Origin of the sequence: Microcoleus sp. Pol7_A1 (assembly GCF_036701085.1) — a bacterium.
In the GTDB taxonomy this organism is placed as follows: Bacteria; Cyanobacteriota; Cyanobacteriia; order Cyanobacteriales; family Microcoleaceae; genus Microcoleus; species Microcoleus asticus.
Genome location: NZ_JAUBQD010000002.1, coordinates 50,170 through 64,838, shown reverse-complemented (window position 1 = coordinate 64,838; position 14,669 = coordinate 50,170). Strand labels below are relative to the sequence as shown.

Here is a 14,669-nt window from a genome sequence, read left to right as displayed (position 1 = left end):
TGCATAATTTTTGCAACTGGTGTTAGATTTCGTACTTGAACTTAACACCCAGTTGGTTGTGCGTAATTCCTCTATCTATTGCTTTCGCCAATGCGCCTCAACTCCTCGTCCCCGACATTCCAAACGCCCAGCATCCCTCTTCCGTCGCAATAGGTTAATAAGGGGAGGGGGAAGGGGAAGGAAGGATAAGTTTTCGCTTTTCTTCAATAAAAGCTAACAATAACCTGGATTTTTCCGTCCCTTTACCTTCCCAAGTAATCAGCTTTTTCTCCCCTTCCCCTTCCCCTTTCCCTTCTCCTTGTTGATTGCATCCAATACACTCGCCGTTTTAGTTCCTTTTGCGGATGTAACATATCCTACCCGCTGCTCAAATTCCCGATAAGCTGATAGTAGCATGACTCCCAAGAAATACTCCCACGCCTGGTAATAGAAAGAATGTGGTTATAATTAGTGTGAATTGTAGTTAGCACGTCCCGATAACCCGCAATTTCTTGTTCTGAACAATCGCGCGGCGTTGTTTTTTCTGTTACTAATTTCTTAATCCGTTCTAGCGGCACAGTAATGCCTTCAATGCGGTTAGAAGATTCGGTACTCTGAATAACCGCAGCTTGGCGCAAAGTGCCTAAAACTTGTGGGGCTTGTTGTTTAAATAACTCCTGCTTTCCCTTGTACTCTCCAAGCAAACGAATTGTTTGCAGAAGTCTTTGGTTGAGCTGTTGACTTTCAATGAACCCCTCTTCAAATGACAGCATCTCTATTTTGTCTCCTTTGTATTAATTATAAACATTTATTGCAGTCAATAAGTCGGATATTGCGTGCGCTCGCATCAAAACTTTGAAACCCGATTGCAAGCAGAACCGACGCCAAATCCAGATAAATAAGTAAGGCGATAGTTGCTTTTAGCCATAGCCCTTGCCTCTCTTGTTGTCCAAGGTTTGACGCTTAGCAAATCGGGCTCAGTTTCCAGTTGCTTTAAATAAGAGCGATCGCCCGTTACAAAGGCAATCGCCTGAGCCAGGAATTTACAGCAGCTCAAAGGAGCCTGAACCACCTGCTTTTCAGTAAACCTAACCACAATCCAATTCCACTCTAAGAATAATTGATTGCGGCGCATATCCCTGTCAGCATCGCAGCAGTGAGTGGGCTTCTTAGATTTGCCAGCATAAGGTTCATCAATCTCGACATCAATTCCGAGTCCAGATGGAGTGTGAATTACAGTAAAATCTGCTGAATAGCTCCTCCCAGATGACGGAATTTTAAACTCTGCTGCTTGGACAACTTCCTCGAAATATTGCTGTAAGTATTGCAAAAAGCGTTGTTCACTCACTCCTTGCCGAGCTTGAGATATGCTGGTGGAACTAACGCGAAGTGACATCAAATCCTTGAGCAATCGATTTCTGGAATCTAACTCAAGTTGGGCGCTTTTTAAACCTGTCTGCAACCCTTCTTTTTCCACCTTAAAACTAGAAAAATCTTGCTGTTTATTCGATAATAAATCTTGATGGGATAACATATCTTGTTGATTGTACTCAAGAACTTGCTGCTTATACCTGGATAGCAGCTTTTGGCGACAACCAAACACATAACTATAAGCAGCCGCAATTAAACATGAATAAGCAGCTACTATCAACAGCATTTCCCACCACAGCCAACCCCAAGAAATAGCTAATAGCGGAAGTACGATCGCACCATAGAGCCAAAACACCCAAATTAACCACAGCAACTTGACAGGTAACACCACAGGTGGTTGAGGCGGAGTCAGCAAAACAACAGGTTGCTCGAATTGTTGAGTTTCTTGAAGTTGGGATGAGGTGGCACAACTAGAAGTTGCCTCTGGCAAAGGATATTGATGGCAGAATTGCATTACCACTTTTGGGTAAAAAACTATAGGATAATTCATAACTTTAAATACTCCTTTTTTTAAGAGCGCGGTCGCGCTATTTTTAAGAAAGTTTTTTGAATTGTATGCAAAAAATCACCCAGTCAAACTCACAAAATTTAACTCATTCTCAACCAGTTAGCAAAATACAAAAGGACAAACAAATCTCTCTTAAATCCGACGCGACAACAATGGCTGCGCTTACTCAACTCGAAGAACGCCGCGATTATTATCACACCTGCATCAACGGAGGATACTAAGCATGAATTTAGCCACAGTAACGCTTGCTCAAAGTTCAATAACTGCGGCTCAACTTTGGCATCAACTAGAGTCAGCAGAAAGCTCAGAAGAAATTGACCAACTGCTGCAATCCCTTTGGCAAACCCAAGAAACCCAGGAACTCGCTGTTGATGCCCATGCCGACTTAGCCGACCAAATTGATGCCGAAATTGCAGGAATTACAGCCCGGATGCAGTATTTGATAGAGCTGCATTCAAGAGCTCTCCACAAACTCCAGGGGTGGAGAGAGCGGTTAGACCAAACCGTTCTCTACTTCAACGAGTGCGGCGTGTTAACTTCCGAAATTATTGGCAAACACCGCCGCATTACTGTTAAGGAAAATCCGCCTACCTGTGAAGTTTTGATTGACCCATCTCAACTACCAGAACCCTATCGTCGAGTCGAAACCAAAACCGTAATTTCTGCCGACAAAAAGGCGATTTCAGACGCTTGGAAACAAGGAATGCCTGTAGATGGCACTAGGGTTTTCCGCAAGCGTAAAGTGGTCTACAGCTTGCTTCCCGGTAACAATTTGCACTCTCTTCAAGCCAACCAGACGCTTGAGAGTCGTTCTTCGGATAAAACGCAGTCCAAAAAACGGCGTTAGCCATCTTTTCAGGTGTCAGGAATGCCTTGATTTGACACCTGAATTCTAGCCTTTGTCAGGTAAATGAGGCATATACCAAGGCTTGAAAGTCCTGACATTCAGAGAATCTTGTGTACCTCATATCTGTGATAAAAGCTATAGTAGACACCTCCGACTTAGACTTCCCTGAATTAGACCTTTCCGAATTAGAATGTGAAACGCTTGTTTTGTTTGTAATAGCGACAACTTAACTTAGGTTTAGCTCTATTACAAATTAATCCAGTATAGAGGGTTTTCAACTTGTTCTTCGGTGACGTTGAATAAGTTTGACGCTCTACCTTTAATAACCCCGTTAGCGTCGAGGTTCAAACCTCCGAATTGCTGACTGTTTTCACCTTCTCCAAAAGCAACGCGAGCAAGTGCATCGCTATCGCTATCAGAGAAATAATCCCGTTGGCTTTTCATAGCCGTAGTTGTGCGGACTACTTTCATTTTTTTTCTCCACATTGGGATTGTCATTCTGATTGTAACACGCTACTTCTTTCTTCTAAACCCCTCCAATTGGAGGGGGTGAATATCACTCAGTAGCAGGAATTTGTGAAGGAACAACCTTGTCAAAATCTGGACTATTACTGTGCGTAAGTCCTAAAAATGTAAAAACTAGGATTCAGGAGCTAATCAATGAGCAGAAGAAAACTTACCCCAGAATATCGCTCCACAGAATGGGTAGCTGGGGAAGGACTAAAAATCCCAGTCTTTGATATGTCCTTGACTGACGGTAGAGCAAAGGGGCGGTACCAAGCTGAATCAGAAGTGCTGCGTAACTCCCTGCTTGAACTGCTTTTTGAACCTGAAGAATTAGCATCCCTAAGCATCGTTAAACCCGACCCAAATGATAGCAGCTTCGACCCTTTGAAAAACATCGATTTCGGAGATGGTATTACCAGAAGAGTTGCTTTCAGCTCCGGCAAAAATGTTTACTTTGCAGACATTGAACTCTCAACCAAACTGTTGAGCGTATTCAAAACCCAACCCGACCACGCCTGTCGCTACGGCTCACTGCTAGTTAGCAGTTGCAACCTTGGAGCCAAATTGTTAGATAGCTCCCTTGACGGCGAAACCTTGCGAGTCAAAATTGTTGATTCTCAAAGCGATGACGAGAGTGAAAAAGCGAAAGCTCATAAGTGGCAAACCGGAGACTGTCACGGTAAAATTTCACCGGCACTAGCCCAACAATTAGGAGGGAATTACAACCGACCTTTTCAATTCAGATTTGCCTGGATGCAGGAATGGGGACAAGAAGACTGCCACACTCCAGAAATTAGCTTTCTTGCCAAAGGAACGCTGTTGCCTGATGCTAATTTAACCTCCGACTTGGGTTATGATATCATCATGGATCGCTCCTCTATCAAAGGAGTTGTTAAAGAGCAATTAGCTGAACTTATCCCCTGTGGCGACTACGAATTTCCCAAAGCTATACTGGGAAATCGAGGCAACGCCCAAGTAACTGAATACGAAAATTCCTGGCAATTTTCGATTTGGTATTCCGAAGCAGCTATTGGGGCTGACATAGCCACACCGACCAAAATAGAAGCCCAAAAGCTAGCGGACTTGCAAAATAACCGGCTGCAACTTGCCAAATACTTAGTGGAGCAGCACGACAAAAAAGCTGCTTTTCAATCTAGCCTTCACGAAGACAGCAGCGGATTACAAGAGGAAACAGATGAAAAAGCCCAACGCAACGAATCCCGGCTAATTTCAATTTTGAGGAACGACAAACTCGGTCAACTCCTCGACTTTCCCAAAGTCGTCGATTTCATGCAAGAACAACTGGCTAAAAAGTGGAAAGACTTAGCAATTAAGGGAGCAATTCATCACGGTTCAGCAATGGCTCAACCTTGTGACAGCCTCAAGCCCGGTACAATTGTTGCCCCCCACTTGCGACACGGCACAGAAGTCATCGTTACCCGATACCCAATTGTCAGTAAAGATAACATCCGCCGCTACACAGTAGACAACAAAAGCCAGCGCGAATTAACGCAATACAAAGGGTGCGTTTTCATTCGCTCTGACCAAGCCATGCAGCATCATCAATGTGATTTTGACGGCGACCAACTGGTAGTTACGCCTGCTTCCCGAATGCCGAATATCGCCTCTGAAACCAGGCACGCTAATCAAGAGAATGAGTACGATGCAGTGGAGAAGCGAGAGAAAGTTGACTACACTAAAGCTACCGATAGTGATGGCGATCGCAAGTATACCAAATTGCGGCAAATTGCCGTAGCAATCGCCCAAAATAAAATCGGCTGGGTGGCTACCTTAATCGGGAGAGTGCAATCATCAGCAGCAGAACCGGGACAGCCAGAAAGTTTATTCAATCAACAGAAGCGGCAGCTTCTTGGAAAGCTATTTGATGCCCTGCAAATTGAAGTGGACAGTCCCAAAAGTGCTACTCGTACCGAAGACCACCACCCCACCCTGCTGTCCAAGGCTAAGCAGTGGTCAGAACAGCACCCAAGCTACCTATTTGATTACAAAGACGACCCCAGGCTTTACAAAACGGTGCCATTACCTATAGGAGACGGCACCGCTATCAATTGCATTGCTAGGGAGGCTGTTAACCCAGAGTGGGAACCGACTCGTCTAAAAAGCCGCCACCGCGACGAATTTCGCTACTTGTTTGAGTCTCCTTCTGACTTAGATGAGCGAGAAAAATGGGAGGAACATTATGTCAGGTGGGCGCAAGATATTAAGGAACGCTATCGAGAAAGGATGGGTGAAATTCACTTGGAGTGCGGCGGCGATTCTAAGGCAATTAAAGAAGCCGTCAGCAAGTTATACGAGAGCTTAAGAGCCGATGTGACCGAAGCTTGGACTGACCCTGAAGAACGGTTTTTAGCTGCTAGTGCGATGTGGCACGTCGAAACCGCAAATCCCAACTTAGAAGTCCCTCGCAAAGCTTGTAAGGAACTTTCTCGCCAACTGCTGATTGAATTCAACCTTGAACCTGAGTACGAGCGACTGCACGAAGCTATGCCAAAAGACACTTACGTTCTGAGCGTCCCTTTCGAGGAATTTGAACTCGACGGCAGCAATAAGACTGTCAGGGATAAGAAGCGACAGCCAGTTGGCAAAGACTTAGCGGGACATTGGAAAGAATTGTTAGACAGCAAAGGCATTAAATATGAAGCAACTTTGCATCCGAGCCTGCCAATGGTCAATTTTGCCTTAATTGAACCCAGCGACAAACTGGTGGGAATTCTTGAGAAGAAGTTTTGCGAAAATGTCAACGACATCGACAGTTTAGACTTAACTTACCGCGATGGTCTTGGTCGCACCAAAGATGTGAGTTCACGCATTGTAGCTCCTGCTGATTATACTTGGCTTGAGTCCCAAAACCAAACACCTAAAGCAGCATTGGTTCTCAATTTGTTTACAGATGAAATTTGCCAGCAATTGCAAAGCTTTCAGTTTGACAGAGCTGAACTGATTGGACAGAAGTACAATGACTTGAAAGATGTTGACTTTAGCAGTCCAAAATGGAGGCAGAAAACATTGACTTTTGAGGTGGGTTCTGTTAGCGGTAGCGGTTCGAGGCGCGACGGCAGCCCTATTGTCCTCCTTGACGGACAAGAATTAGCTATGTTCTCTGCTAATTCACCTAAATTGCCGATCGGCACTACCTTTGAGGCCACTATTGAACCCTCGCCTAAAGGCAGCGCTCTGATCTTAAACATCAACCCTAGCTCTGTGCAACTAATTGAATCAGTTGAGGAATTTTCAGAAGTCCCGCCAACCTTTTGTCAAGACCGATCGCTATCCGTATCGCCAACTCCTTGTCAAGAGCGACCGCTTGTATCGCCAACCCCTACCCAAAAGCGATCGCAATCCGTATCGCCAACCCCTTGTCAAAACAAACCGCCGTCTCAATCCCAAGACATTGCTGCCAGCCCCGCCTACCTCTCACAATTGCTGAAAGATGCGATTTGTGAAGCATATAACCAAACTGGAGAAACTACAATTCCTGTGGGAAACTGGACAGCTTTTATTAGCAAATCTCGCAACAATGTTAGGTGTTTAGTCAGAGATGAAACTGATAATCCGGTCTTAGCTGCTGACTTGAAAACAGGTCAATTTATTAAGAAGCTTTCGGAAAATAGCAGCGCTCACTTTCTCAAATATCTCTTAAAAGTCGATGCTGAATTAGCAGCCACATCCTCAACAATTAGAGTTGCCGACGCACAACTTTAACGTAATTTCGGAAGTCATATTATGTCCGGTAACTAGACCGTAATTGCAATTCTATTACTTTGCTGTGGCGAATTTACAAATACAGGCTCATGCAAATCATAGAAAAAGCGCAAACCTTTTCAATGCGTGTTGCCTAAATGTGTCTTGCTTGTCGGAGGTCAAAGTCGAATGAGGCAAGAAAAGACACATTCGACTTTGACCCCCCTTGAGGACATTCGTACAACACAGATTGAAGCCTGCGGTGTTATGGGTATTTTGACGGATATGATATGACACTTCTTTTGCTTCCGCTTAATCAATGCCTTCCCCCTCCGATTGGAGGGGGTCACTTTAACTCCCCAAAACCGCACTTTAGAGTGAAGTCACTAGCCATACTGCTCGAATTTCATGGGAAATATCCACTCACGCCGCCACAAAGATTATGGCTACAAAAACAGCATACCGAAGCCGAAGCCAGGGAAACTACATCACCCCTAACACAGCGGAGGGCAAGAAAATCCTCAACTACCTAAGAAATCGCTGCGAGAAAGCTTTAGATTACTGCCAGGAAAATGGACTCACCAGCGTAGAAGATTTTGCCGATGCAATTGAAGAACTAACGGAAGCAGACGGCAAACCTGGCATTAGCGTGGAGGTCAAGCATAACGGACTCGTCCTCAGTTTGAGCGATCGACCCGAGTACGGCTCTACCACAGGAAAGTACATGATGGAGCACTTGGGAGAGCCGGACGACAACAGATTTACTAAAACAGGAATTGAAGCATTACTCGATTCGCCTCGAACTAAAACAAGGTCTAAAAAAGACAATTTACTAGATGAATTGGATGATGAGCAACCCTCCCCCAAGTCTAAATCTAAAGCGACCACCAAGTCTAAAAAAGACGATTTACTAGATGAATTGGAGGATGAAGAACCCTCCCCGTCTAAATCTAAAACTGCAACTAAGTTTAAAAAAGACGATTTGCTAGATGAGTTAGAGGATGAGGAACCCTTGCGCCGAGCGAAATCTAAAACCAATACCAAATCGAAAAAAGATGAAATAAAAACTTGGGAGGATGACGAACCCTCAGCCAATTCTAAAAACAAAACTCGACCTCGAAAAGATGACCTACAGGAATTGGAGTCGGAGGAACTACTGCTTAAATCTAAAGCCTTAACCCGCTCTCCGAGAGATGAGCTAAGTGAGTTAGATGAGTTTGAAGTCAAAAAACCTCAACCTAAAGCTAAGCCTCAAACTAAAAGCCACCTTCAAAATTCTGAGCGAGAAGATTTGGAAGACGAAGAATTATCAGCTAAATCCCAAGCCAAAAGAAAACTTCAGACAGATGAAGCGGTAGAAGTTGCTGAATCCTTAGCACGCACACCTTCAAAAACCCGAACGAGCCAACAGCAACCTCAAGGCAAAAAATCAAACGACCAGAACATCGATAGTATCCTCGATGCTGCTGTACAAGTTAGTGGTAGAACAGCCATTTCTGGAAGTGAGGTAGAAGGTACAACTGTCAGCGGCCTGAGCACTCAAGTTGCGGTTCTCGCTACTCTGATGGGGAAAAAAGCAGCTTCTCAAATTATAGAAGCTGCTCTTGGGGCTGGAAAAGAGCGCCAAGTTGCCGGTATTGTCAAAAGGCTCCAAGCTCAAAGCCAGCGAGCTGACTCCCTCTCCCAGCGAGTTACCAACTTGGCTGAAGCGGATTCAATGGCAGATGCAACGGTTGAATCCGAAGCTTTACCAATAGCTGAACCGGAGCCAGAACCGGAACAAAACATCTTACCTGAACCGGATGCCGAATTTGTCTCAACACCCGGTATGCTCTTAGCTAAAGCTGTTAGCAAAGTCCACGGAAAAGTTGATAAAATTTCCGGTCGTGTAAGAGACAACAATTCTGAAAAAACGGCTTCTATTAAGATTGACACAGAGGCGAGTTTTGAAGAACAGCTCGTACAAATAAATGAAGCACTCAACCGACTTGAAAAGCGACTCGATACCCTAGAAGAGCGAATAGAAGCTTTAGAGAACAAACTTTCTCTTCAAAGCGAGACAGGCGTTCAAGCTGGCGAGGCAAAATTAGAACCACCCGACAACTCAACTCCATCCCTCAGCGACCAATTCGTACAAAATGCAACAGAAATAGGTGAAATAATTTCATTAGAATCAACAATCCCAGCTAGCAGCAGCGCTAGCGCTACTGCTAAAAAAATCACTGTGACAGCCCAAAATCTTACTCAGGACTCCCAACTTGCAGCAACACTGGCGAAAATTTACAACCTAGCTGAAGAAGAAGCAAATGCGGAAGGCATTGCATTAGAAGACGGGGTTGATTTGGGAGAAGCAAAACTTTATGTAACAAATTTTGACTCCTCTACCGCTGTCAGCTTAAAAACTAAGGAAGGCGAGGAACTGTTTTCAGCAGTACAGGATAAAACTGGAGAATGGGAAGTTACAAACGACTTCCTGAAACCTGAAGAAAAAGAAGAACTCGACCGCTTAAAGATTTTTCAACAAGCTCTCAACCAAGAGCGTCTAGCTGAAATGGTAAAGAGAAGCGGTCAGGATGAAGTCAGCTTTACCGATTCCCAGGGTTCGCGCCTAGACTTTGAAGTCGAATTCAGCGATAAATCCAAGTCGAAGGGTACTGTCAAAGGCTTTAACTCTCACAGCGAAATAGTTTTTGAGGCTAGCCTCCAAAAAGGTAATCTTGAGGTACTTCTGTGCGACATTCCACCAGAAGTAGTAGAAAATCTCCTCTCCCAACAGCAACTTGCTCCAAACCAGAACTCCAACAAGCAGGAAGCTACAAAAACTGAGACCGAAATGGAAATGTGAAATAACTTTTTTCACTTGCACCCTCCATTTGGAGGGGGTCACTCTCACTGTATAAAATCACCTTTTTTGGCGATTTTGCAGGGATTAGATGCAACTTAAATTAGCATTAAAGCACTAAATTAATCGAGATAGTGACATGGCTACTTACTTAGACCAAACAAGAAATCAACAAAACCGCAACTCATTATCACGCTGGTTAAAACAACAGAAAATAAAACTGGGCGACCTTCCATTCCTCGGCATTTGCCTAGCCTCGCTCATCTACTTCAGCATTCACGACCCGCTCTTAATTGCGACTTTAGGCTGCTCCAGCATTGTGTTTTTGAGTTTATGGCACCTCACTAGAGCTATTCCCATTGTAGAGCGATACATAGGCTGCAAAATTCGCTTTTGGCACATTGCCACTGCCATTATCACCTCTACTGCACTTTGCTCCGTACTCGATTCCCCAGCCAACGCCCTCTTCCTCTCCGGCTTAGAAGAATTTATGCAAGAACTCGCAGAAGGAGCCTCTTCAGCAGGAGGCGAAGCTATTGATGCCGAAGTCATCGAACTGATTTTCAACTTAATACGCGGAGCCTTTCTTTTGTTAGTAGCAGCCGCTTCTCTTTTCGCCTACAACCAAGCACAACAAGGTAATGACTGGAGACCAATTGTTACCCAAGTTGCCTTAGCCTTTGCCATTGTAATTGCCGTTGATGTAGTAACTTTTCTGTTCATTGGCAATGGCGGAGGTGGAGGAGCTTAGGGAAGAGTGGGAGAGGGGGAGAGTGGGAGAGGGGGAGAGGGGGAGAGTGGGAGAAGGGGAGATTAGAGGTGTGCAGTAAACAGCAAGCTATTTGAATTTTCAGGTAGATTGCACTTCTTACATAATCCGTCATTTTAATTCAATTGGCTGAGTATATGTTAGATGTTGAAGCCCTCTAGTTTTTATCGGGTTGTTGCGAGTTTTCAAACTTCTCCCCTTGTTCCACTCTCTTCTTCTCCCACTCTCCCCTTCTTCCACTCTCCCCTCTCCCCCCCTCCCCCACTCCCCCACTCTCCCACTCTCCCACTCCCCCACTCTCCCTCTCTTTGGTTCACCGACTCTTTGTATGGTTTTTTGCCACTGGAAGGAGCCACATAGAAGGGTTATTAATCATATTGACCAGTGTACCCAGTATTTGATTGTAATGTTGATACAGCTCTCTACCAACCTGAACATCCAAGTAATTGCATTTAACAGCGAATTCAATCCAAGTTTGAGTTTCAGCAGCTTCAGCTTCAGAATCACTTAATTTGGATACAAAAGCTCCTTCATAACGCCGTTTACGCCATGCCTCAGACAAATTGGCACAAACAGAACGCGAAGACCGACGAATTTGATCTGTCAATGAATATCGTTCCTCAATAGGAAACTTTTTAGAGAGTTCAAAAATCTGCATAGCCACATCTAATGCAAGTTGATACACTTCTAAATCTCGGTGGGATTGAATTGGTTTTCTGTTCATTTCAAACTCTAATTTCTTAACTCCACTTTCTATTATCCCCTCTCCCAATCACCCACTCTCCCTCTCTCCGAATCACCCCCTCTCCCCCTCTCCCCCTCTCCCCCTCTCCCACTCTCCCCCTCCTCTCTCCCTCCCCCTATTACCATGCTTAAAGACCCAGATAAAGACTTTATTTCCGTCAACAAAATTCTCGGCAAACAAGCCAGCATCGGCATCATTCCAGCGGAACAGCTAATTCCCTGGATGCTAATCACCGTAATTTCCTACCTCCTCACCAACGGCTTATTCAGCTTAGGAATGCCTTGGTTTTTCACCACTACTTTCTGGCTAATTATAAGCTGGTGGCTCCTGACAGGTAACAAACCTCACCTTTTTGTAGACAGGTTTAGACCTCCGCCGGGGAACGAGTGGTACAACGGCAATCTTTTATACCTTTCTCCCGTTCCCCAACACCGACCAAACCCGATTCGCCACCGAATCAGCGATTCACAAGTCCGAGTCAAACTTAAACCCAAAGTTGCTCCCACTCAACAAGGAGATAACAGCCGACTTATGCCCTTCCAAAACTACCAAAACCTCCTGTGTTTAGTCACTATCAAAAAGGATGGTCGAGAAGTTTCTGGTTACTTACTGAATGAAGGCAGTCAATACCAAATTGTATTCGGATTCGAGACGGCTGGCTTTCACAACATTCTCTACCGCCATGAAGTAAACAATGCAGCCACCGCCTTAGAAGAAGGGCTAAAAGACATTCCCCCAGGCGAAAAAATGACCTTTCACACCGGCTGCTACAGCAGCGATTCCCTTCGCCAACAACAGTTAACTGAATTGGCTGACAACTGTCACCTCAAACCCATTTCTGTACTCGTTCGTAACGAACAGAAACGCATTCAAGAACTCAATTTAGCAGGCACCAGACAACTGTGGAACCAAACTATTTTCTGCACTTGGACATTCAACGCTCAATCTGGCTCCAAATCCAACGACCCTCTGAGTAAATTCATCAATGGAATTATCAACACAGCCAACACCATTGCTGCACAATTTACAGGCAACCAGCGCATCTACTCTGAACGCTTTTACAAACAACTGCTGCTCGATGGTTTCGAGCAAGGCTACATCCGGTGGGAACTCTTGCTAAACACCAAAATTGGACTGGAAATTCAACCCATGAATGCCCAAGCATTGTGGGGATGGCTGTGGCAAAAATTCAACAGCGCACCCGTACCCCCTATCCCCCAACTTCTCACCTTAAAAGAAACCGCCTCCGACTACAAACTAACCGAAACCCTCAACAGTCACAAACACGCCTGCACCATTTTAATTGAAGGTATGAGCGGCCGTTCGAGCTGCCCGGAACACAGAAAAGCTAGCTCACGCATTTTGCTTCCCGGGAGAAACGCAGAATGCGGCGTGCTAACAATGGAAGAGGGCCCCGGCGGCTGGCTCAATACTAGAGAGCAACTGCAATGGCTCTGGAAAATTATGAGCAACAGCTACGTCCGCGATACTGAAGCCGTTGTCGAAATTAGCGCCGCTCCCAACTTTATTATTCAAGACAACTTAGCAAGGCAAGCTAAACAATCTAAAAGTGCCAAAAAACGCGCTTTAGAAAAAGGTCAAGGTCGCGATGTAGGAGCAGAAGTCAAACAGGAAGAATCCTTTGAAGCCCAGAAAAAAATGTACAAAGGTGCAAGAGCAATTCACGCTGCTGTCACCTTCTTAGTCTACCGACCAACCCCGGAGCAACTAACACACGCTTGCCAAATGCTCTCCCACAGCTTCGGCTCTGCCAAGGTATTAAGAGAGCGCAACATTGCTTGGCAACTGTGGCTAGAAACTTTGCCCATTACTGTAAGCTGGCTGTTGCACAGCAGTTCGCTAATTAACGAACGCCGCCTCACCTTAGACACCGAAACTGTCCCCGGTATTTTGCCCTTAACTGCTGTAAGGGACATCGACTCAAAAGGAGTTGAATTCATCACCAAAGGCGGCAAACCCGTGTACGTTGACCTCATGCACAACCAAACCAGCCGCGCTGTCATAACAGGCGAGTCTGGTTCCGGTAAAAGTGTTTTGGGATGGCGATTTGCAGCCGATGCAATAGCCGCTAATATCCCAGTAGTCGGTATGGACATCTCAGCAGGAAGCGGCAGTACCTTTGAGACAGCAGTGAAACTGTTAGGCGACGACGGTGCGTACTACGACATCACCTCTGGCAGCTCAAATCTACTCGAAATACCCGATTTGAGGTGTTTCGACAGAGAAGAGCGATCGCGCCGACTAGACCAATGGAAAGAGTTTATCAGAAAAGCGCTGACTATTATCAGCATGGGCAAAGTCCGCGACCCAAAATTAGCGCAGCGAGTCGATGCCATTTTGCTGCTAACTCTGAAAAAATTTCTGGAAGACCCAGACATTATCGAGCGCTACAATACGGCATTTGAAAAAGGCTGGAAATCGACCGCGTGGCAAGAAATGCCAACCCTCACAAACCTCCTGAAATTCTGCACAAAAGAGCAACTAAACCTACAAAACTTTACCGATTTCGACCGCATTGCCATCAACCAAATTATCACTCAATGCAACGCATTACTAGCCTCACCTTTAGGGAAAGCAATTGGCAGACCGAGTACATTTTCACCCGAACCCGCTGTTAAGTTTTTTGCCCTTAGCGGTCTGGGCAACGAACAAGACCAGTATTTAATGGCTATTAACGCCCACGCTGCTTGCATCCGCAACGCACTTTCTCACCCTAAAAGCTTATTTATCGGAGACGAACTTTCGATTTTGTTTAAAAAAGACGGATTTGCTGAAGTAGTAGGCGAACTCTGTGCAGTGGGTAGAAAAAATGGCATTTCAGTGCTCTTGCTATCCCAAGATATCGACAGTATTTGCGACTGTAGTGCCGGCACTATGATTATGCAAAACATGGTGTATCGAATTACCGGAAGATTGACATCAAACGGAGCTACTTCTTGGGTCAAACGTTTGGCATATCCGGCTGAAATTATTAGCCAAAATGCCACAGAAGCTTTCCTTCCCAGAGCTGCCGACCTTTATTCCAATTGGCTAATTGAAAAAGGAGGTCGTTTCTGGCAAAGCCGATACTATCCAGGCGAAATGATATTAGCAAGTGTGGCTAACAATCAAGCTGAATTGATGGCTCGTGCGCGAGTTATGGCTCAATATCCCAATACGTTAAAAGGGCAACTGCTAGCACTCAAACAATTTGCCTCTGAATATGTACAAGCCGTTAAAGAAGGGCGTTCATTAACCAATATTGGCAAGAATGCAGTCACTGATATCAATGGACACAAATCCCCTCAAGACCTTATTGCTAGCTAGACGGAGAAAAAC

Annotated in this window: 9 protein-coding genes; 5 read left to right on the top strand and 4 right to left on the bottom strand. The window is 45.1% G+C overall.

Going from position 1 to position 14,669, the window contains the following annotated elements; all coding sequences use genetic code 11:
- Window positions 1–356 precede the first annotated feature (356 nt).
- Both QUA20_RS01870 and QUA20_RS01865 read right to left on the bottom strand, forming a co-directional pair.
- Window positions 357–752: a hypothetical protein gene (locus QUA20_RS01870; protein ID WP_333184852.1), complete on the bottom strand. Its 396-nt coding sequence runs from the start codon at window positions 750–752 to the stop codon at window positions 357–359.
- 74 nt (window positions 753–826) lie between these two features.
- Window positions 827–1,900, bottom strand: a complete 1,074-nt coding sequence (locus QUA20_RS01865; RefSeq protein WP_333184849.1) for a hypothetical protein — start codon at window positions 1,898–1,900, stop codon at window positions 827–829.
- Window positions 1,901–2,141: 241 nt separating this feature from the next.
- Here QUA20_RS01865 and QUA20_RS01860 point away from each other — a divergent pair, with 241 nt between their 5' ends.
- Window positions 2,142–2,765 carry a siphovirus Gp157 family protein gene (locus QUA20_RS01860; protein WP_333184846.1) on the top strand — a complete coding sequence of 208 codons (624 nt, stop codon included), beginning with the start codon at window positions 2,142–2,144 and terminating at the stop codon, window positions 2,763–2,765.
- 246 nt (window positions 2,766–3,011) lie between these two features.
- On the opposite strand, the gene QUA20_RS01855 is transcribed toward QUA20_RS01860, so the two are convergent.
- Window positions 3,012–3,236, bottom strand: coding sequence for a hypothetical protein (locus QUA20_RS01855; protein WP_333184844.1), 225 nt, complete (start codon window positions 3,234–3,236; stop codon window positions 3,012–3,014).
- Between the two features lie 189 nt (window positions 3,237–3,425).
- On the opposite strand from QUA20_RS01855, the gene QUA20_RS01850 reads away from it, so the two are divergent.
- The 3 genes from QUA20_RS01850 (at window position 3,426) to QUA20_RS01840 (ending at window position 10,567) form a co-directional block, all read left to right on the top strand.
- Window positions 3,426–6,995: a hypothetical protein gene (locus tag QUA20_RS01850; RefSeq protein WP_333184841.1), complete on the top strand. Its 3,570-nt coding sequence runs from the start codon at window positions 3,426–3,428 to the stop codon at window positions 6,993–6,995.
- Window positions 6,996–7,416: 421 nt separating this feature from the next.
- The gene (locus QUA20_RS01845) at window positions 7,417–9,819 is read left to right on the top strand and encodes a hypothetical protein (RefSeq protein WP_333184838.1); all 2,403 of its coding nucleotides are present in this window, start codon (window positions 7,417–7,419) and stop codon (window positions 9,817–9,819) included.
- Between the two features lie 136 nt (window positions 9,820–9,955).
- A complete protein-coding gene (locus QUA20_RS01840; RefSeq protein WP_333184836.1) occupies window positions 9,956–10,567 on the top strand; it encodes a hypothetical protein in 612 nt (203 codons plus the stop codon).
- A 331-nt stretch (window positions 10,568–10,898) separates the two neighbouring features.
- On the opposite strand, the gene QUA20_RS01835 is transcribed toward QUA20_RS01840, so the two are convergent.
- On the bottom strand, window positions 10,899–11,357 hold the full coding sequence (locus QUA20_RS01835; protein ID WP_333184833.1) for a four helix bundle protein: 459 nt from the start codon (window positions 11,355–11,357) through the stop codon (window positions 10,899–10,901).
- Window positions 11,358–11,453: 96 nt separating this feature from the next.
- Here QUA20_RS01835 and QUA20_RS01830 point away from each other — a divergent pair, with 96 nt between their 5' ends.
- The gene (locus QUA20_RS01830) at window positions 11,454–14,657 is read left to right on the top strand and encodes a hypothetical protein (protein ID WP_333184830.1); all 3,204 of its coding nucleotides are present in this window, start codon (window positions 11,454–11,456) and stop codon (window positions 14,655–14,657) included.
- Window positions 14,658–14,669 lie beyond the last annotated feature (12 nt).